Genomic DNA, 18,820 nt, shown 5'->3' on the forward strand with positions numbered 1-18,820 from the left:
ACTCTCCTTCACTCGGACTTAGCCGTCTCGAAGGATCGCGCGGTGGCCGTCTCTCATCTACGCAACACGCCCATCACGGGCAAGTCGTACACCACTTCCCTGGACGCAACCAGGCCGCGCGAGTCGCGCGAGTCGCGCGAGTCGGGCGGCGCGAGTCGGGCGGCGCGAGTCGGGCGCCGCGAGTTGGCAGTGGGGAACCGCGAGGTAGGGAGCCCGCAGTCGGGTACGGGGTGGTGTTGGCGGCGTAGGCTCGCGCCCTGTGTCGATCAACTCGCTGACGGACCTGTGGCACGAACTCTTCGGTGCGCAGCCCGACCCGCCGCCCCTGCTCGTGGTGGTCACCGCGGTGGTCGCGCTGTTGGTGGTGGTGACCCGGCTGCCCTGGCGGATCGCCCGGAACGCCGTCACGATCGCGCACGAGGGCGGGCACGCCCTGGTCGCGCTGCTCACCGGCCGGAAGCTGCGGGGAGTCCGGCTGCACTCGGACACCTCCGGGCTGACCCTGTCGGCCGGCCGACCGAGCGGTCCGGGCATGGTGTTCACGCTGCTCGCGGGTTATGTGGCGCCCTCCCTGGTCGGTCTGGCCGGCGCGTGGCTGCTCGGCGGCAACCGGATCACGCTGTTGCTGTGGATCGCGGTGGCCCTGCTGCTGGCCATGCTCGTGATGATCCGCAACCTGTTCGGCATCGTCTCGATAGTGGTGACCGGTGGGGTGGTGTTCGCGGTCTCCTGGTTCGCGTCGCCACAGGTGCAGGCTGCTTTCGCGTACACCGGGGTGTGGTTCCTGCTGTTCGGCGGGGTGCGGCCGGTGGGTGAGTTGCAGTCGCTGCGCCGTCGCGGGCGGTCGCCGCAGTCGGACGCCGACCAGTTGGCCTGGGTGACCCCGTTGCCCGGCCTGTTCTGGGTGGCCGTGTTCGGTCTGGTCACGGTGGCCGCGCTGGTGGTCGGCGGGGCGATGCTGGCCGGTCCGGTGCTCGCGGAGGCCGGTATCACAGGCTGACCCGGGCGCGGAAGGTGCCGCACCTCGGCAGGATGTACGGGTGCGATATCTCATCATCGGCGCCGGCGCGGTCGGCGGGACCATCGGCGCCCGGCTCAGCCTGGCCGGCCGCGACGTGACGCTGGTGGCCCGCGGTGCCCATCTCACGGCAATCCGGGACCGGGGCCTCACGCTCGCGCGCCCCGACGGCGAGGAGACGGTACGGCTGCCCGCGTACGACGATCCCTGGGTCGGCGCGGCGGACGGCCTGGTCTGCGAGCCGGACACCGTGGTGATTCTGGCGGTCAAGTCGCAGGACACCGAGGCCGCGCTGCGGGTCTGGGCGGATGTACCGGTCCGGGGTGGCGGGACCGTCGGCGAGCGCCTGCCGGTGCTGACCGCGCAGAACGGGGTGGCCAACGAGGCGATGGCGCTGCGGTACGTCGAGCGCGTGTACCCGGTCTGCGTGTGGTTGCCGGCGACCTTCCTCGAACCGGGCCGGATCGCCGCGGAGGGTCATCCGTACCCGGGAATCCTCCAGGTCGGCCGCTACCCGACCGGTGTCGACGAGACCGCCCGGCGCATCGCCGACGACCTGACGGCGGCCGGTTTCGTCGGGTTGGCCCGCGCCGACGTGCTGCGCTGGAAGTACGCCAAGCTGCTGGGCAACCTCGGCAACGGGGTGGACGCGCTGCTCGGTCAGGACGCGGGTCGGCGGTCCGACCTGCTGACCCGGGTACGCGCCGAGGGTGTCGCGGTGCTCCGGAAGGCGGGCATCGACTACGCCTCGCCCGAGGAGGAGAAGGCCGAGCGGGGTGACCGGGTGCGGATCCTCCCGGTGGCCGGGCGGCCCCGATCCGGCAGCTCCACCTGGCAGAGCCTGGCCCGGGGCACCGGGTCGGCTGAGACGGATCACCTGAACGGTGAGATCGTGCTGCTGGGCCGGCTGCACGGCGTGGACACCCCGGCCAACGCGGCCGTGCAGCGGGCCGTCCGGCGGGCGGTGCGGGAGGGGATCGCCGCCGGTGCGTTCCCGCCCGCCGAGCTGATGGCGCTGCTGGCGGACACCACCCACGCCGGCTGACCCACCGGGTGCCCTTCCTTACCCCCGACCCGTCAGAGGGGGATGTTGCCGTGCTTCTTCGGGGGCAGGGTCTCGCGCTTGGTCCGCAGCAGCCGTAGCGCCCGGACGATCTGCCCCCGGGTCTCGGACGGGGCGATCACCGCGTCGACGTAGCCGCGTTCGGCCGCGACGTACGGGTTGGCCAGGGTGTCCTCGTACTCGGTGACCCGCTCGGCGCGGGCGGCGGCCGGATCCTCGGCGGCGGCCAGTTCGGCGCGGTAGAGGATGTTCACCGCGCCCTGGGCGCCCATCACCGCGATCTGCGCGGTGGGCCAGGCGAAGTTGAGGTCGGCGCCGAGGTGCTTCGAACCCATCACGTCGTACGCGCCGCCGTACGCCTTGCGGGTGATCACGGTGACCTTTGGGACGGTGGCCTCGGCGTACGCGTAGATGAGCTTGGCGCCGCGCCGGATGATCCCGTCCCACTCCTGGTCGGTGCCGGGCAGGAAGCCCGGTACGTCCACGAAGGTGAGTACCGGGATGTTGAAGGCGTCGCAGGTGCGGACGAACCGGGCGGCCTTCTCGGAGGCGCCGATGTCGAGGCAGCCGGCGAAGTGCATCGGCTGGTTGGCCACCACCCCCACGGGCCGGCCCTCGACCCGGCCGAAGCCGACCACGATGTTCTGCGCGTACAGCGGCTGGACCTCCAGGAACTCCCCGTCGTCCAGGACGTGCTCGATGACCCGGTGGATGTCGTACGGCTGGTTGGCCGAGTCCGGGATCAGCGTGTCCAGTTCCCGGTCGTGGTCGGTGACGTCGGGGTCGGCCGGGGTGTCGAAGACCGGCGGCTCGTCCAGGTTGTTCGCCGGCAGGTACGCCAGCAGGGCCTTGACGTAGTCGATCGCGTCGTCCTCGTCGGTGGCCAGGTAGTGGGCGTTGCCGCTGCGCGAGTTGTGCGTGCGGGCGCCACCCAGCTCCTCCATCCCGACGTCCTCGCCGGTCACCGTCTTGATCACGTCTGGTCCGGTGATGAACATGTGCGAGGTCTGGTCGACCATCACGGTGAAGTCGGTGACCGCGGGGGAGTAGACGGCGCCGCCCGCGCACGGACCCAGCACCAGCGAGATCTGTGGGATGACGCCCGAGGCACGGACGTTGCGGAAGAAGATCTCCCCGTACAGGCCCAGGCTCACCACCCCCTCCTGGATGCGGGCGCCGCCGGAGTCGTTGATGCCGATGACCGGGCAGCCGATCTTCATGGCCAGGTCCATCACCTTGACGATCTTCTCGCCGAAGACCTCGCCCAACGAGCCGCCGAAGACCGTGAAGTCCTGCGCGAACACGCACACCTGCCGGCCGTCGACCGTGCCGTGGCCGGTGACCACGCCGTCGCCGTACGGGCGGTTGCGCTCCAGCCCGAAGTTGGTGGAGCGGTGCCGGGCCAGCCCGTCCAGCTCGACGAACGATCCCGGGTCCAGCAGCATCTCGATCCGCTCGCGCGCGGTCCGCTTGCCCCGGGCGTGCTGCTTCTCGACGGCCCGGGCCGAACCGGCGTGTACGGCCTCGTCGACCCGCCGCTCCAGGTCGGTGAGCTTACCGGCGGTGGTGTGGATGTCGATCTCGGTTTCGGTCCCGCTGCTCACTGTTCTCGTCCTCCGCATCGGCACGCCGGCCCGTCATCCAGCCCAGCCCCGCTGTTCCCGGCCGGCCACCCGGTCCAGCCCCACCCGGGGATGGTAACGATGGTTCAGGTGACCGTCCGCCGCCAGCCCGAGTGCGGTTTACCTCATCATCGGGCGGCGGCCGATCCGCCGCGCCGTAGGCTGGGCGGATGCCAGGCTCCCCGTACACCGATCTGGACCGGCCGCCCCTGGACGGTGGGCGGTTGCGGCGGGCGCTGGTGGCGCCGGCCGGCCCGTGGCGCCGCTTCGAGCTGGTCACCGAGACCGGCTCGACCAACGCGGACGTGGCGGCCGCGGCCAGCGCCGGCGAGCCCGCCGGGTTCGTCCTGACGGCCGAGCGGCAGACCGCGGGGCGCGGCCGGCGCGGTCGGCTCTGGCAGTCCCCGGCCCGGGCCGGGATCGCGACGAGCGTGCTGCTGCGGCCCGGCGAGGCCGAGCCGGACCGCGACTGGCCGCCGGCCCCCGCATCCGGGTACGGCTGGCTGCCGCTGCTCGCCGGCGTGGCGCTGGTGGCCGCGGTGGCCCGGCTGGCCGAGCTCGACGCGGAGCTGAAGTGGCCGAACGATCTGTTGCTGGATGGCGGCAAGGCCGCGGGGATCCTCGCCGAGGTGGTGCCGGGAACGGCTCCCGGTGCCCCGCCGGCCGTCGTGCTCGGCATCGGCCTGAACGTCACACTGCGCGCCGGGGAGCTGCCGGAGCCGTTGCCGGGCGGGTTGCCGGCCACCTCGCTGGCCCTGGCCGGCGCCACCGCCACCGACCGGGATCCGCTGCTGCGGGCCCTGCTGCGCACGCTGGCCGAGTGGTACGACCGGTGGCGGCTCGCGGGTGGGGACGCGGAGGCCAGCGGTCTGCGGGCCGCCTATCTGCGACACTGCGCGACGGTGGGTCGGGAGGTCCGGGTGCTGCTGCCGGGTGGGGGGCAGCTGCGGGGCACGGCGCGCACGGTGGACGCTGACGGACGGCTGGTGGTCGTCACCGGCGATGACGTCGAGCACCCGGTGGCCGCCGGCGACGTGCTGCACCTGCGCTGACCCGGGAGCGGGCCGCGGCGGGGCGAACCGACCCACGGAGCCGCGAAATCGCCGGACCCGCCGATGGCCGGTTGCGGCCGGGGGTGGGGGCGAGCCGCTACGGTCTCGATGAACTACGGACACCGTGGTGGATCATCCCGCACCCAGGAGGCTTTCCGTGGCGTTTCCCGATGACGTGCTCACCGAGGACGAGCACGTCGTGCTGCATCTGCACCCGCACTGGAAGGCGCTGGTCCGGCCCGTGCTGGTGCTGCTGGTCGTGATCGCGGCCGTGGTGGCGGGGCTGGTGCTGCTGCCCGCCGGATCAGCCGGGACGGTGGCGCTGTACGCCATCGCGGTGGTGGGGCTGATCCTGGTGCTGTGGCTGAGCCTCTGGCCGTTCCTGGTCTGGCGCAGCACCCACTACCTGTTCACCAACGAGCGGGTCCTGCTCCAGGAGGGCGTGCTGTCCAGGGATCGCCGGGACATCCCGTTGGGCCGGGTCAACGACCACGCGATGAGCCAGAGCCTGGGTGAGCGGCTGTTCGGGTGCGGCACGCTCACCATCGAGTCGGCCGGGGAGCGGGGCCAGACCGTGCTGCGGGACGTACCCGGGGTCGAGCGGGTGCAGACGACGCTCTACGAGTTGGCCGAGGCGCACCACGACCGGCACTCGCTGGGCGAGGATGAGATGCGGGAGATCGTCCAGGACCTCCGCGGAGACGATCCGGTGCGCCGCCCGGCCCGGTGAACCGCGCCGCTGGGTCCGGCCGCCGGGGTCCGGTCCGGCTCGGCCGGTCGGCGTGGGTCCGCGCCCGCCCGGCCCGGTGAACGGCGCTGCCGGGTCCGGCGGCCGGACCGGTGCCGGGTACGACGGGTCAGGTGAGCGGTTGCCGGCGGCCGGCGTCGTGCAGCCGGGCCTCGATTCCGGCGCGTGGCTGGGCGTCCCCGCCGTCCGTCGTCCGCCGGTTGTCCTGGGCGGCGATCACCGGGTGCTGGTGCTCGGCCTCGAGTTCCTCGACGAATTCGGCGACCGGGTCCAGGTCGGCCACCAGGTGGTGCTCGACCCGGCCGTCGACGGTGGCGGGCACCGGCTGGAAGACGAAGGTCCGGTATGCCCAGAACCGGAAGAGCGTGCCCAGCACGAGGCCGCCGGTTTTCGCCACGTTTATGGCGAGAAGGCCGTTTACTCCGAATCCGTATTTCGCCAGCCCCAGCGCGCCGATTTCGATGGCCAGACCGATGCCGTTGAACAGGAAGAACAGCAGCGTTTCCCGGTGCAGCGCCGCCTTCGGCCGGTCCCGGTAGGTCCAGTGCCGATTCATCAGGAATGACGTGGTGGCGGCCACCACGTTCGCGATGATCGTGGCCTTGAGTTGGCCATTGCGCAACACGGTGAGTGCCAGGGCGTTGAACACCACGTAATTGACGATGGTGTTGATGCCGCCCACGGTGCCGAATTTCAGCGCTTCGTGGGCCAGCTTCTGCCAGCGCTCGGGGAGCATGCGGACCAGACGCATTCGATTACCTTACGGCAGACGGGGCCCGGTCGATCCCGAGCGGCAGGGGGTATGGGGGCCGGGTGACGGTCAATCACCCTTGGTGATGATCTCCGGCGCGTCCTGCGCCGCCGGCCCGACGAACACGAACCGACGATAGGACCAGAACCGGAAGAAGGTGCCCAGCGCGGTTCCGATCAGGTTGGCGGAGATGTTGTCGGCCGCCGGTGACCGGAAGACGTTGGGCCAGATGGCGCCGAGCCCGTAGTGGCTCACGGCGAGGCAGGCGAGGGCGATGCCCAGACCGACCGCGTTGAAGAAGAAGTACAGCGAGTACTCGCGGGCCACCCCGGAGCGCTCGCGGTGCCGCCACGTCCAGAACCGGTTACCGGCGAAGGCGACGGTCGCGGCGATGGCCGTGGAGAACGTCTTGCCCGCGAGCTGCTCGAACCCCCAGCCGTAGACGGCGAGGTTGAACAGCGCGAGGTCCACGACGTACGACGCGCCGCCGACGACGCCGAACTTGCCGAGTTCGCGGATGAGGTGGCCGAACCGGTCCAACAGCCTGCGGAGCAGGCCTGGCCGCGGCCCAGAGGGGCTGGGCTGGTCGCCGGTCACCGTCGCAGACACGTGGCCGAGAGTACCGGCTGCCAGGGTGAGGGCGGCGACCGCACGGCAGTCCGGCGGTCCGGTGGTGGGGTCCCGGGCGTCCCGAAGTGCCCAGGTGTCCGGTTTGTTGCCCCGGGCATCGGCTCTGTTGCCGCACGAGCATCGGCGGGATTACGTCACCCGGTGAGAGCGTGGTTACGGACGGCCATTCCTGGCGTCGGTGTGATCGGTGGGACGGGAGTGGCCCTAACGCCGATATTTGCGTGAAACTGCGCGGCCCGACGGAGAAAAGATCGCGTTGAACCAGTCGGACCGTTACTTGTGCAGTTCTTCACAACGGGTCTCGCTGCCTCAATCGGTTAGTCGGTTTACGCTGACGGGAACTCCCAGGTGCCACAGAGGCGATGCGGTTGCCGCCCCGCCGGTGTTGCCGCACCCCTCATAACGGTCAGCGTCGACCACAAGGAGAAACGTCATGGCTGCTCCGGTTACGATCCGGGGTCTCGATCAGGCTCCGACCGAACATCCCAGGCTGCTCGCCTGGGTCCGCGAAGTCGCCGAACTGACCAACCCGGACGAAGTGGTATGGGCCGATGGCTCCGATGCGGAGTGGGAGCGGCTCACCGACGAACTCGTGGAAGCCGGAACACTTGTCCGGCTAAATCCGGACAAGAAGCCTAATTCGTTCTGGGCGCGTACCGATCCGTCGGATGTCGCCCGGGTCGAGGAGCGCACCTTCATCTGCTCGGTCGACGAGGCCGATGCCGGACCCACCAACAACTGGATGGATCCGGCCGAGATGAAGCAGACGATGACCGAGCTCTACCGGGGCTCCATGCGGGGCCGCACCATGTACGTCATCCCGTTCTGCATGGGTCCCGTCGAGGCCGAGCGGCCGATGTTCGGCGTCGAGATCACCGACAGCGCGTACGTGGTGGCCTCGATGCGGATCATGACCCGGATGGGCCGTCAGGTGCTGGCGGGGATGGGCACGGACGCCGACTTCGTCCACGCGCTGCACTCGCTCGGCGCGCCGCTCGAACCCGGCCAGCAGGACAGCGTGTGGCCGTGCAACCAGACCAAGTACATCTCGCACTTTCCGGAGACCCGGGAGATCTGGTCCTTCGGGTCCGGCTACGGCGGCAACTCGCTGCTGGGCAAGAAGTGCTACTCGCTGCGGATCGCCAGCGTGATGGCCCGGGACGAGGGCTGGCTGGCCGAGCACATGCTGATCATGAAGCTGACCTCGCCCGAGGGCCGGGTGCACTACGTGGCCGGCGCCTTCCCGTCGGCCTGCGGCAAGACCAACCTCGCGATGCTGGAGCCGACCATCCCGGGCTGGACGGTCGAGACGATCGGTGACGACATCGCCTGGATGCGGTTCGGCTCCGACGGCCGGCTCTACGCGGTCAACCCCGAGTACGGCCTGTTCGGCGTGGCTCCGGGCACCGACTGGAAGACCAACGCCAACGCCATGCGCACGCTGGACCGGGGCAACTCCATCTTCACCAACGTGGCGCTGACCGACGACGGCGACATCTGGTGGGAGGGCATGGGTGAACCGCCGGCCCACCTCACCGACTGGAAGGGCCGGGACTGGACCCCGGACTCGGACGAGCTCTCCTCGCACGCGAACAGCCGGTTCTGCACGCCGATCATGCAGTGCCCGATTGTGGCGGACGAGTACAACGATCCGAACGGCGTACCGATCGACGCGATCCTGTTCGGCGGTCGCCGCAAGGACACCGTCCCGCTGGTCACCGAGGCCCGGGACTGGGTGCACGGGGTGTTCATGGGCGCCACGCTGTCGTCGGAGACCACCGCCGCCGCGTCCGGCCAGGTCGGCGTCGTCCGCCGGGACCCGATGGCGATGCTGCCGTTCATCGGCTACCACGCCGGCGACTACTTCCGGCACTGGATCGAGATGGGCAAGGGCGCCGACGGTGACGCGGCCAAGCTGCCGAAGGTGTTCTACGTCAACTGGTTCCGCAAGGACGCCAGCGGCAAGTTCCTCTGGCCGGGCTTCGGGGAGAACTCCCGGGTGCTCAAGTGGGTGGTGGAGCGGATCGAGGGCGGTGGCGACGCCGTCGAGACCCCGATCGGGTACGTGCCGTCGGTCGGTGCCCTGGACACCGAGGGTCTCGACTTCACCGACGAGGACATGCGGATCGCCACCAAGGTGGACGTCGACGAGTGGCGCGCCGAGCTGCCGCTGATCAACGAGTGGTTCGAGAAGGTCGGCGACAAGCTGCCCGGCGTGCTCTGGGCCGAGCTGGACGCCTTGAAGGCCCGGCTGGACGCAGAGGCCAGCCGGGTCGACGCCGAGCCGGTGACCGCGCAGGCCCGGCGGGCGAGGTGAGGACCGCCCGGCCGCAGGTGTAGGCCGGGCGCCGATCGGGCATCATCGACAACCATGACGACGGCCGCCGCGACCCAGGTCCGGCGGCCGTCGACGGTCCGGGCGCTGGTCGTCCTCCTCTATCTCACGGCCGCCGGCTGCGTCGTGGTCGAGCTGCTCAATCTCTGGTACGCCCCGGAGGCCGGCTACGGGCTGGCCGTCCGGACCGGCTGGGCGACGCTGCGCTCGCTCGGTTTCCTCATCCTGGTCTGGCACGTCCACCGGGGTCGGGCGGTCGCCCGGCCGTTGGGACTGATCCTCGCGATCACCACGGTGTTCGCGGTGGGCCGGCTGCTCGTACCGCGCTCCGGCGTGCCGCCCCTGCCCGGCGTGCTCGGGTTCATTCTGCTGGCCGGGTTGTGCGGCGTGCTGGTCTGGCTGCTCTACCGGTCCCGTTCGGTGGGTGCCTTCCTGGTCCGGTACCCCGCCCGGTTGGTCGTCGACCGGCAGGGGATCTTCTGGCGTGAGCAGGCGCCGCGCCGCAGACCGGCGGCCGGCTGGCTGCTCAGTACCCGGATCGCCGCCCTCACCTACAGTCCGCTGATGCTGGTACCGGCGGCCGTCGCGCTGGGCCGGGTCTTCGACGGGTTCGCCGCGCTGCCGTTGTCACTGGGCTGGTTCGCGGTCGGCCTGATCACCTCGTTCGCGGCCTCCTTCTACAGCTTCTTCCTGCTGCGCGGCCGGCGCTGGGCCGCGCGGGGCCTGGTCGGGGTCACCCTCGCGGCTCTCGCGGTGGACCTGCCGCTGTGCTGGGCACTGCTCGGCGCGGACGGTCTGATCCGGGACGGCGGTCCGCTCGTGGTGGCGGCGCTCGTCGCGCTGTACGGGCTGTGGCGGACCGGCCGGGCGACCGCGCGTCCAGCGGATCCCGCGAGCCGCGTGGCAGGCTGGGGCCGACCGGCGGGACAGGGCCTGAGGCGTTGAGAGGGGACCCTTCCTATACCGAAAGCGATAAGAAGGGGCCCTTCCTTTCATGGATCGGTGTGACGTGGCGGTGGTGGGTGCGGGGCCGGCCGGGGCCGCCGCGGCGCTGGCCGCCCGCCGTGCCGGGGCTCGGGTGGTGCTGCTGGACCGCGCGGACTTTCCCCGGGACAAGGCCTGCGGCGACGGCATCGCGGCGCACGCCCTGGACGTGCTGGTCCAGTTGGGCGTGCCGGACGCCGTGGCCGGGTTCACCGCCGTTCCGGCGCTGCGACTGGTGGCGCCCGGCGGCGTGACGGTGGCCCGGCCGCTGCCCCGACCCGCGTACACGGTGCCGCGCCGGATCTTCGACGCCCGGCTGGTGGCCGCGGCCGTGGCCGCCGGCGCGGAGCTGCGCCGGCACCCGGTCCGGCGGTTGGAGCCCGGCCCCGACGGGGTGCTGCTGGACGGGACGCTGGTCGCGGGCGCGGTGGTCGGGGCGGACGGCGCCGGTTCGGTGGTTCGCCGGGCGCTGGGGCACGGGGTGAACCCGGATCGGCACCTCGCGCTGGCGATCCGCGGGTACGCGCCGGCTGGCGCGGGCCCGATCGAGCAGCGCATCGTGACCTCCGGCCCGCGCTGGCCGGCGTACGCCTGGTCGTTTCCGGTGGGCTGGTCGGGACCGGCCGATCGGCGGCCGGCGGGCCTGGTCGGCCCGGACGGCGGCGCCAACGTCGGGTACGGCGAGGTGCTGCGCGGCGAGCCACTGAACCGGCGGCACCTGCTGGAGCGGATGGCCGCGCTGCTGCCCGACCTGGACCCGGCCACCGTGACCGAGCTGCGGGCGCATCACCTGCCGCTGTCGACCCACCGGCCGGCACCGCCCGGCCGGGGGCGGATGGTGCTGGCTGGCGACGCGCTTTCCCTGATCAACCCGTTCACCGGGGAGGGGATCTTCTACGCGCTGCTGTCCGGGATGCTGGCCGGCACGGCGGCGGCCACGAACCCGGCCGAGGCCGCCGGCCGGTACGCGGTGGCGCTGCGCCGGCGGCTCGGCCGGCACCTGCGGCACAGTTCGGCGGCGGCGTTCCTGGCCCGTCGGCGTACCGTGGTGGACGCTGCCGTTGCGGCGGCCCGCCGGGATGCCCGGGTTTTCCACACCGTCGCCGAGCTGGGGCTGGGCGAGGGTCTGCTGGACGTCCGGACCCTCGGCATGATCGGCGCGGGGTTTGCCCGGCGGGCATGGCGCGATCCTGACGACTCGACTGGTTAGTCTGCAAGGTGATGACTCTGCGGAATTTGATCTACTCGCTGTACGAGCGGCGGCTGCGGGCGAAGCTGGTCGGCAAGCCGGTGCCCCGACACGTCGGGGTGATGTGTGACGGCAATCGTCGCTGGGCCAAGGAGATGGGCTTCGTCGATCCGAACGACGGCCACCGGATGGGCGCTGCCAAGATCAAACACGTCCTCGGCTGGTGTGACCAGGCCGGGATCGGGCACGTCACGCTCTACCTGCTGGCCACCGACAACCTGCGCCGACCCGCCAGGGAACTCGACCCGCTGTTGAAGATCATCGAAGACCTGGTGGTCGAGCTGGCCGAGGAGGGCAACCCCTGGCGGCTGCGCATGGTCGGCGCGCTGGACCTGCTGCCGGCCCAGACCGCCACCGCGCTCAAGGCGGCCGAGGAACGCACCCGGGACCGCAGCGGCGGCGCACAGGTCAACATCGCCGTCGGGTACGGCGGCCGGCGCGAGATCGCGGACGCGGTCCGTTCGCTGCTGCACGAACACGCGGCGGCCGGCGGGACCATCGAGGAGCTGGCCGAGGTGCTGGACGTCGAGCACATCGCCGAACACCTCTACACGCGCGGCCAACCGGATCCGGACCTGGTCATCCGGACCAGCGGCGAGCAGCGGCTGTCCGGCTTCCTGCTGTGGCAGTCGGCGCACTCGGAGTTCTACTTCTGCGAACTCAACTGGCCGGACTTCCGGCACGTCGACTTCCTCCGGGCGCTGCGCTCGTACGCCAACCGGCAGCGCCGCTACGGCGCCTGACCACCGCCAAGCCGGGCGGGACCGAGCGTGCGGGGGGGGGGTTCGCCCCAGAGTGCGGAGACCGGGCGAAACCCCACCCACGGCTGGGCAGGAGCCCAACTCAGCGGAACCGGTGTACCGCCTCGGTGAGGAAGTCCCCGAGGTCCTCGGGGGAGGGGATGGTCAGGTCGGCGGCCGTGGAGACCTCCTGCCCGGTCTCCGGGTTGGCCACCGCCACACAGACGCCGAGGAAGGTGGGATCCTCCGCCTCCCGGGCCCGCAGCGCGGCGAACGCCTTGATGTCCGAGACGTCGTCGCCGAAGTACCAGGCGCAGCCGGCGTCCCGGACGGCCTCGTCGATCACCATGCCCTTGTCCCGGTCGACCGGGGGCTTGAGTTCGAGGACCATCCGGCCGCTCTGCACCCGCAGACCCAGCTCTGCGGCGCGGGCGCGGCCCCACGACTCGACCTGCTCGGCCAGGTGCGGCGCGGTGCGGTAGTGCAGGGCGACCGACAGCCGCTTGTACTCCACGAGCGTGCCGGCCGGCAGATCGGCCCGGGCCCGCTCGGCCAGCTCGGTGATGGTCGGTACCCACGGCACGGCGGCGGGTTCGGTCACCGTCGCTCCGTCGTGGCAGTGTTCCAGGCCGTACAGCCCGTAGAGGTCCACGTGGTGCAGCGCGGAGAAGTGTTCCCGGAGGAATTCCACCGGCCGGGCCGAGACGATCGCGACCCGGCGGACCTTGTCGGCGAGTGCCTCGATCGCGGCGAGCACCTTCGGCGCCGGCTGCACGGCGGTCGGGTCGTCGTGTACCGGGGCGAGTGTGCCGTCGAAGTCGAAGAACAGGACACATTCCCGAGGGCGGTCGATGGTCGCCCGCCAGGCGTCGTCGGCAGTGAAGGGTCGGTCCGGGCGTTCGTCACCCTTGTTGTACGGCGGCACGGGCGCCAGCGTACCCCGATCGCCCTTCCCGCAGATGACGAGCCGGCGAACGTCAGGACCGGCTCGGGACCGGTTGTCGAGACGTTTTTCCTGGTCGCGGCCGGGGCGGGGAGTGGGTGATCCCGGGCGTGTCCGTTGGATCTCCGCCCACCGGTCGGACCACCCCGCCCCGCCGGTCTAGTCCTCGGTGCCGATCATCATGCGGCGGGCCCGGCTGCGCGGGGCGATCGGCACCACCGCCGGGTCCCGGCCCGGCCCGAGCAGGTAGCCCTCCACGAACCCGGTGTTGTGGTCGGCGATGGTCGTGTCCAGGTCGTCCAGGCGGGCGACGAGGAACTCGGTGAGCGCGGTCACCCGACCGTCGAGCCGGTCGTGCAGGTCCGCGACGAACGCCAGCACCGTGGCGCCGCTCGCGGTGGCGACGGCGAGCAGGTCAACCACATCGGGTACGGCCGGGCCGCCCATCGTGCCCGTCATGACGTTGGCGGTGACGCAGCCGGTGATCGCCACGGCTGCGACCACGACCGCCCTCCATTTGAGGGTCATCGCGGACCCCTCCCTCTGCTTGGGGCCGGTCGGACCGGGCCCGCTGTCGGCGGGCGCGGTCCGGCGGCCCTCGGTTCGGCCTTGTCCCGTCCCCCGCCGACGACGAGCCCAAGCAGTACGAAAGGCACGTTAACCCGGACGATCCGGAGGAAGAGGTGGGACAGCTGAGACGGAGGTCCGTTCTAGCGCTATCTGAGGAACTAAACCACCCGTTTCCCGGCATCTCCCTCGTACGGGTTGATTGACGGTCGATAAGCCAGGTAACGGATCGTCTCCCGGATATGGAACTTCTCCGCGTCCGAGACGTCCGGGTTCATCAACCGGCGCAGCAGGGCGGCCACGTCGGGGTCCATCGCCGGGCTGGTCCGGTCCGGACGCGGGCTCGCCGTGCGGTCCCAGCCGAGGACCGCGAACGCCGTCGTCGGTTGCAACCCGAGACCCTCACAGAAGGCGATCACCCGGTCCGGCTCCGGGTCGCTCACCCACTCGCCGCGTACCCATCGGTTGATGGTCTGGCGGGACACCCCGGTCCGCCGGGCAACCTCGGTGCCGGTCCAGGCGTGTGTCGTACGGGCTTCCTCAAGGGCGCGACGGACGAACGCTGCGAAGGCGACCTTGCGGCCCTGGACGCGGTGTGGCATCAGGTGACGGTACGGCCACTGTCGGCGTACCCGCAGCTACCGATGTGTCGTTGTCTTGTGTGTGTGACATGGCTGGGCGGGGACCCGTGGTCGGGTTTCCGGCGGTGAAGTGGGTTTTCAACCATGGCGGGTAAGACTCGCCACAGGCGGGATGAAATCACCCGAAAAGCCGATTCTGTCACGTACCCGAGACGCTTTACCTTCTGTCGCGGGTCCGAAGCCGACGGGCGCGTGCCGGTCACCTTGGAGGAGGCGGGAGAGTCAGTGACCGAACTCGCCACCCGCGCCGAGGCGTTCGGGCTGGTCGCCTCGGGCGTGGCCGCGGGGTTGACCGCTCCCTGGCGGCTCTATCTGGCCCGTGGTTGCCGCTACCTCTCACTCGGTGTCGCCGACCGCGCCGAGTGGGACGCCTGGCGTACCCATCTCGGTTGTCCCGAGCTGAGCGTCCGGGTCTACGAGGCCGGCGGCGAGATCCGGCGGGCCTCGGTGGCCGAGGCCCTGTTCGACGGCTGTCGGGTCAGCGTGGAACTCGTCGAGGAGGTGGGCACCGAGCTCGACCGGTTGCTCCCCGGCCCGGCGGGTGGGCTCGGTCCACCGGTGGCTGCCGGCCCGGACTTCCCGGAAGATCCTGATTCCCCGGGGGAATCGGCTACGCAGCCGGAGGAGAGATGACCGTGCGCCGGGCCGGGGTGGGCGGATGAGCCCGTTCTTCGCCATCTTCCTGGTGTTGCTGCTTGGTTCGTCCAGCTATGCGGCGGGGCGGCTGCACGGGCAGCTCAGCTATCGGGTCGGATACCGGTTCGGGTACCGGCAGGGATACTTCGACGGGGACCGTGGCGCCTGGAACCGGCGCCGCCGGGACACGCAGGCGGCGGCCATCGCCTCCCTGCTGGCGACGCCGCCGGGACCGCACCGGACGGCCCGAGCCGGTACGACGTACCGCGGGACCGTGGTCGCGCCGGAGGTCAGCCGTACCCGCTCCACCCCCGAGGCGCTGACCGGCCGCAGACCGGCCTGACGGGCTCGGTTGCCGGCGGCCGCTGGTAACGGACCCGGTCCGGCCGGCTTGTCGCGACGAGAAGATCCAAACGATGGCTGGCCGAGCGGGCGCTGGGCGGCTAGCGTCTAGGCATGGCCCGGGGTCGTCCCGGACCAGCCGGTCGGCCCGGTTTCGCAGTGTCTCGGGGCCCGCACCCGACCCCGTACGCCGGACGCCGGACGAGCCGGAACGCGGGCGGCCGGGTGCCCGCCCGTCGGAGCAGGCCAGTGACGACTCGTCCCACGCAGTCCCCAGCCAGCCCACCGGCCGCCGGTACCGCCCCGCGGCGCAACGGTCGTCGTCGGTCCGGAGTGACCGCCGCCGACACCAGGGAGCCCGAGCCAGCCGGTCTCGCGTACGTCCTGGACACCTCGGTTCTGCTGTCCGACCCGGCGGCCTTCCACCGGTTCGCCGAGCACGAGGTTGTCCTGCCGCTGGTGGTCATCTCCGAGTTGGAGGGCAAGCGGCATCATCCGGAACTCGGCTGGTTCGCCCGGCAGGCGTTGCGGATGCTGGACGACCTGCGGATCCGGCACGGCCGGCTCGATCAACCTGTGCCCGCCAACGACCTCGGCGGCACGCTGCGGGTCGAACTCAACCACGCCGACGACGGGATCCTGCCGCCCGGATTCCGCAACGAGTCGAACGACGCCCGGATCCTCTCGGTGGCGCTGAACCTGGCCGCCGAGGGCCGGCGGGTGACCCTGGTCAGCAAGGACATGCCGCTGCGGGTGAAGGCCGCCGCGGTCGGGCTGACCGCCGACGAGTACCGGCACGGCCAGGCCAGCGACCCGACCTGGACGGGCATGGCCGAGCTGACCCTCGGTGAGGAGCGGATCAGCCAGCTCTACGCCGGCGAACCACTGGACCTGGACGAGGCCGCCGGGCTGCCCTGTCACACCGGCCTCGTGCTGCATTCCACCGGTGGCTCCGCGCTGGCCCGGGTGCTGCCGGACAAGACCGTCCGGCTGGTGCGCGGCGACCGGGAGGCGTTCGGCCTGCGTGGCCGGTCGGCCGAGCAGCGGGTGGCGCTGGATCTGCTGCTGGACGACTCGATCGGGATCGTGTCGCTGGGCGGGCGGGCCGGCACCGGCAAGTCCGCGCTGGCGCTGTGCGCGGGCCTGGAGGCGGTGCTGGAACGGCGCCGGCACAAGCGGGTCGTGGTGTTTCGGCCGCTCTACGCGGTCGGTGGCCAGGAACTCGGCTATCTGCCCGGCACGGAGTCGGAGAAGATGTCGCCGTGGGCCCAGGCCGTCTTCGACACCCTGGGCGCCGTCCTGCACGAGAACGTGCTGGAGGAGGTGTTGGCGCGCGGCATGCTGGAGGTGCTGCCGCTGACCCACATCCGGGGCCGGAGCCTGCACGACGCCTACGTGATCGTGGACGAGGCGCAGTCGCTGGAACGTGGCGTGCTGCTGACGGTCCTGTCCCGGATCGGCCAGGGCTCGCGGGTGGTGCTCACCCACGACGTGGCGCAGCGGGACAACCTGCGGGTCGGCCGGCACGACGGGGTGACCGCCGTGATCGAGGCGCTCAAGGGCCACCAGCTGTTCGCGCACGTGACACTCACCCGCTCGGAACGCTCGCCCATCGCTGAGATGGTCACCGACCTCCTGGAGGACATCCCGCTGTAGGCAATCTGCGGCTTTTGTCCGAGAAAGGCGATATAAATCCCGTGACAGAAGTCACTTTTTAGCTCAACAATTTTCCCTTCAGCCACAGCATGCGCAATCGTGTCCATCGAGCGCCCGCTCGCGACGGGGATCGGTGGACACGATTGCCCCTGCGGCGGACGACACCGGCGGCCGTTCTGCCGGCCGGGTCGCGGTCCACTGGGACCGGGCGCTCGCGGCGCGAAATACCCGCCGGCACGTCGGCGTGCGCCGTGTCCTTGCCCGGAGACGAAGGGACCAGTTGGTGAGTGGGCTCATGCGCCGCTTCGGCGTGCGGACCCTGTCGGTAGCCCTGCTGTCCGTAGGCGTGGCCGGTGGCTACTACCTGGGTGACGATCGGGAGACCCAGCGGCAGGGCGTCAGCGCTCAGCGGGCCCTGGCCGCGGAGAACGAGGAGTTCGAGTACCAGCGCGAGCGAGAGGCCGCGCACGCCAACGCCATGGTGCGGCAGCGACTGGCCGAGCAGGACGCCACGCGGACGGCCGCCGAAGCGGCCCGGGTCGACGCCGAGCGGGCCCGCCGGGCCGACGAGGCCGCCAGCCGGGAGAAGCGGCGCAAGGAAGCGGAGGCGGCCGGGCCGAAGGCGTACGCCGGACCGATCCCGTCCTCCTGCAACGAGTACTCCGGCGCCCGCAAGACCGGTTGCGCGATCCTGCTCAGCAGCGGTTTCGGCATCGACCAGATGCCCTGCCTGGACAAGCTGTGGACCAGGGAAAGCCACTGGAACTACAAGGCCGCGAACCCCTCCGGGGCGTACGGCATCCCGCAGGCCAGGCCCGGCAGCAAGATGGCCTCGGTGGCCGACGACTGGAAGACGAACCCGGCGACCCAGATCAAGTGGGGGCTCGGCTACATCAAGGGCAAGTACGACAACCCCTGCGGCGCCTGGGCACACTCCGAGAGCCAGGGCTGGTACTGACCCGACGCCCGGACGCGGGAGCTGGACCGGCGGTCCGCTCCCGCGTCGGCGTCTCCGGCCCGGCTGACATGGGCCGCGAGGTGGCGCAGACGGGCTGAAGGTGGTAGCCAGCTAGCGTGAGCATCCAGCCCCCGCACCGCGACGATCCCACCCGGTTCGGTACCGACGCCTTCTACGCCTCGCTCGGCCGCGCGTTCGTGGCGATGTGCGCGGTGGTGCCGCTGCTGTTCGCGATCGAGGCGGTGGACGTCTGGCTGGACGCCGGTCTGGACCCGGTGGCGGGCATCATCCCGCGCCGCATCGACGGTCTGGACGGGGTCTTCTTCGCGCCGTTCCTGCACTCCGGCTTCGACCACCTCTACAGCAACAGTGTGCCGTTGATCCTGCTCGGCACGTTCGTGCTGGCCGCCGGTTCGCGGCGGTTCCTCTACTCGACCCTGCTGATCATGCTGGTCAGCGGGTTGGGGGTGTGGTTCACCGGGGATCCGCACACCATCGTGGTCGGCGCCAGCGGGGTGATCTTCGGATACCTGGGCGTGCTGCTGACCCGTGGGCTGGTCGAGCGGACCTGGTGGAACCTCGCCGTGGTCCTGCTGGTCGGCCTGCTCTACGGCTGGCAACTGCTCGGGGTGCTGCCCGCCGATCCGCGCGTCTCCTGGCAGGGACACCTGTTCGGGCTGTTCGGCGGAGTGCTGGCCGCGATCCTGTTCCGCCGCCGGGCACCCGCCGGCACCTCGCCGCTGTCCGCGCCCCCGTCCGAGCCGTACCCCGGCTGACCTGGCCCGGGTAAACCGGACAGGCGGAACGAGAGAGGGGAGGAGGTCTGCAGGCGGCGAAGAGACACCCAGGCAATATTCTGCCCTATACATCCGGTGCACCCCTTTC

19 protein-coding genes are annotated in these 18,820 nt (G+C 71.2%); 13 read left to right on the top strand and 6 right to left on the bottom strand.

The features are described from left to right. Positions 1-259: 259 nt before the first annotated feature. Positions 260-1,000: a M50 family metallopeptidase gene (locus tag ACXN5W_RS28730; RefSeq protein WP_473161514.1), complete on the top strand. Its 741-nt coding sequence runs from the start codon at positions 260-262 to the stop codon at positions 998-1,000. A 40-nt stretch (positions 1,001-1,040) separates the two neighbouring features. Then, complete coding sequence (locus tag ACXN5W_RS28735; protein ID WP_473161515.1) at positions 1,041-2,063, top strand: ketopantoate reductase family protein; 1,023 nt, start codon at positions 1,041-1,043, stop codon at positions 2,061-2,063. A 32-nt stretch (positions 2,064-2,095) separates the two neighbouring features. Here ACXN5W_RS28735 and ACXN5W_RS28740 read toward each other — a convergent pair whose 3' ends face one another. After that, positions 2,096-3,685 carry an acyl-CoA carboxylase subunit beta gene (locus ACXN5W_RS28740; RefSeq protein WP_473161516.1) on the bottom strand — a complete coding sequence of 530 codons (1,590 nt, stop codon included), beginning with the start codon at positions 3,683-3,685 and terminating at the stop codon, positions 2,096-2,098. Between the two features lie 188 nt (positions 3,686-3,873). On the opposite strand from ACXN5W_RS28740, the gene ACXN5W_RS28745 reads away from it, so the two are divergent. Beyond that, positions 3,874-4,755, top strand: coding sequence for a biotin--[acetyl-CoA-carboxylase] ligase (locus ACXN5W_RS28745; RefSeq protein WP_473161517.1), 882 nt, complete (start codon positions 3,874-3,876; stop codon positions 4,753-4,755). A gap of 157 nt (positions 4,756-4,912) precedes the next feature. Further along, positions 4,913-5,485 carry a PH domain-containing protein gene (locus tag ACXN5W_RS28750; RefSeq protein ID WP_473161518.1) on the top strand — a complete coding sequence of 191 codons (573 nt, stop codon included), beginning with the start codon at positions 4,913-4,915 and terminating at the stop codon, positions 5,483-5,485. 127 nt (positions 5,486-5,612) lie between these two features. Here the strand turns inward: ACXN5W_RS28750 and ACXN5W_RS28755 are convergent, their stop codons facing one another. Both ACXN5W_RS28755 and ACXN5W_RS28760 read right to left on the bottom strand, forming a co-directional pair. After that, the gene (locus ACXN5W_RS28755; protein WP_473161519.1) at positions 5,613-6,254 is read right to left on the bottom strand and encodes a GtrA family protein; all 642 of its coding nucleotides are present in this window, start codon (positions 6,252-6,254) and stop codon (positions 5,613-5,615) included. A gap of 69 nt (positions 6,255-6,323) precedes the next feature. Next, positions 6,324-6,863 (bottom strand): GtrA family protein, encoded by a 540-nt coding sequence (locus ACXN5W_RS28760; protein WP_473161520.1) that lies wholly within the window; start codon positions 6,861-6,863, stop codon positions 6,324-6,326. A gap of 454 nt (positions 6,864-7,317) precedes the next feature. Between ACXN5W_RS28760 and ACXN5W_RS28765 the strand changes: the two genes are divergently transcribed. The 4 genes from ACXN5W_RS28765 to ACXN5W_RS28780 are packed head-to-tail and all read left to right on the top strand — an operon-like array spanning position 7,318 to position 12,195. Then, positions 7,318-9,201, top strand: coding sequence for a phosphoenolpyruvate carboxykinase (GTP) (locus ACXN5W_RS28765; RefSeq protein ID WP_473161521.1), 1,884 nt, complete (start codon positions 7,318-7,320; stop codon positions 9,199-9,201). A gap of 54 nt (positions 9,202-9,255) precedes the next feature. Next, positions 9,256-10,164: a hypothetical protein gene (locus tag ACXN5W_RS28770; RefSeq protein ID WP_473161522.1), complete on the top strand. Its 909-nt coding sequence runs from the start codon at positions 9,256-9,258 to the stop codon at positions 10,162-10,164. A 49-nt stretch (positions 10,165-10,213) separates the two neighbouring features. After that, positions 10,214-11,413 carry an NAD(P)/FAD-dependent oxidoreductase gene (locus ACXN5W_RS28775; protein WP_473161523.1) on the top strand — a complete coding sequence of 400 codons (1,200 nt, stop codon included), beginning with the start codon at positions 10,214-10,216 and terminating at the stop codon, positions 11,411-11,413. 11 nt (positions 11,414-11,424) lie between these two features. Next, positions 11,425-12,195, top strand: coding sequence for an isoprenyl transferase (locus ACXN5W_RS28780; RefSeq protein ID WP_473161524.1), 771 nt, complete (start codon positions 11,425-11,427; stop codon positions 12,193-12,195). A gap of 100 nt (positions 12,196-12,295) precedes the next feature. Here the strand turns inward: ACXN5W_RS28780 and otsB are convergent, their stop codons facing one another. From otsB to ACXN5W_RS28795, 3 genes are all read right to left on the bottom strand, one after another. Next, on the bottom strand, positions 12,296-13,117 hold the full coding sequence (otsB, locus tag ACXN5W_RS28785; RefSeq protein ID WP_473161525.1) for a trehalose-phosphatase: 822 nt from the start codon (positions 13,115-13,117) through the stop codon (positions 12,296-12,298). 177 nt (positions 13,118-13,294) lie between these two features. Then, a complete protein-coding gene (locus ACXN5W_RS28790; protein WP_473161526.1) occupies positions 13,295-13,663 on the bottom strand; it encodes a hypothetical protein in 369 nt (122 codons plus the stop codon). A 200-nt stretch (positions 13,664-13,863) separates the two neighbouring features. Next, a complete protein-coding gene (locus ACXN5W_RS28795; protein WP_473161527.1) occupies positions 13,864-14,304 on the bottom strand; it encodes an XRE family transcriptional regulator in 441 nt (146 codons plus the stop codon). A 264-nt stretch (positions 14,305-14,568) separates the two neighbouring features. Here ACXN5W_RS28795 and ACXN5W_RS28800 point away from each other — a divergent pair, with 264 nt between their 5' ends. The 5 genes from ACXN5W_RS28800 (at position 14,569) to ACXN5W_RS28820 (ending at position 18,711) form a co-directional block, all read left to right on the top strand. Beyond that, positions 14,569-14,976, top strand: a complete 408-nt coding sequence (locus ACXN5W_RS28800) for a hypothetical protein (RefSeq protein WP_473161528.1) — start codon at positions 14,569-14,571, stop codon at positions 14,974-14,976. A gap of 25 nt (positions 14,977-15,001) precedes the next feature. Further along, positions 15,002-15,322 carry a hypothetical protein gene (locus ACXN5W_RS28805; protein ID WP_473161529.1) on the top strand — a complete coding sequence of 107 codons (321 nt, stop codon included), beginning with the start codon at positions 15,002-15,004 and terminating at the stop codon, positions 15,320-15,322. 248 nt (positions 15,323-15,570) lie between these two features. Continuing rightward, positions 15,571-16,977: a PhoH family protein gene (locus ACXN5W_RS28810; RefSeq protein WP_473161530.1), complete on the top strand. Its 1,407-nt coding sequence runs from the start codon at positions 15,571-15,573 to the stop codon at positions 16,975-16,977. A 283-nt stretch (positions 16,978-17,260) separates the two neighbouring features. Beyond that, the gene (locus ACXN5W_RS28815) at positions 17,261-17,935 is read left to right on the top strand and encodes an aggregation-promoting factor C-terminal-like domain-containing protein (RefSeq protein ID WP_473161531.1); all 675 of its coding nucleotides are present in this window, start codon (positions 17,261-17,263) and stop codon (positions 17,933-17,935) included. A gap of 122 nt (positions 17,936-18,057) precedes the next feature. Further along, positions 18,058-18,711, top strand: coding sequence for a rhomboid family intramembrane serine protease (locus ACXN5W_RS28820; RefSeq protein WP_473161532.1), 654 nt, complete (start codon positions 18,058-18,060; stop codon positions 18,709-18,711). Positions 18,712-18,820: the final 109 nt, after the last annotated feature.

This window comes from Plantactinospora sp. A48, assembly GCF_055793945.1.

Excerpts from the sequence above, each read along its gene's own strand:
- ACXN5W_RS28745 (WP_473161517.1), top strand. The coding sequence starts at position 3,874 with ATGCCAGGCTCCCCGTACACCGATCTGGACCGGCCGCCCCTGGACGGT.
- ACXN5W_RS28755 (WP_473161519.1), bottom strand. The coding sequence starts at position 6,254 with ATGCGTCTGGTCCGCATGCTCCCCGAGCGCTGGCAGAAGCTGGCCCAC.
- ACXN5W_RS28765 (WP_473161521.1), top strand. The coding sequence starts at position 7,318 with ATGGCTGCTCCGGTTACGATCCGGGGTCTCGATCAGGCTCCGACCGAA.
- ACXN5W_RS28770 (WP_473161522.1), top strand. The coding sequence starts at position 9,256 with ATGACGACGGCCGCCGCGACCCAGGTCCGGCGGCCGTCGACGGTCCGG.
- ACXN5W_RS28775 (WP_473161523.1), top strand. The coding sequence starts at position 10,214 with ATGGATCGGTGTGACGTGGCGGTGGTGGGTGCGGGGCCGGCCGGGGCC.
- ACXN5W_RS28780 (WP_473161524.1), top strand. The coding sequence starts at position 11,425 with ATGACTCTGCGGAATTTGATCTACTCGCTGTACGAGCGGCGGCTGCGG.
- ACXN5W_RS28790 (WP_473161526.1), bottom strand. The coding sequence starts at position 13,663 with ATGACCCTCAAATGGAGGGCGGTCGTGGTCGCAGCCGTGGCGATCACC.
- ACXN5W_RS28795 (WP_473161527.1), bottom strand. The coding sequence starts at position 14,304 with ATGCCACACCGCGTCCAGGGCCGCAAGGTCGCCTTCGCAGCGTTCGTC.
- ACXN5W_RS28805 (WP_473161529.1), top strand. The coding sequence starts at position 15,002 with ATGAGCCCGTTCTTCGCCATCTTCCTGGTGTTGCTGCTTGGTTCGTCC.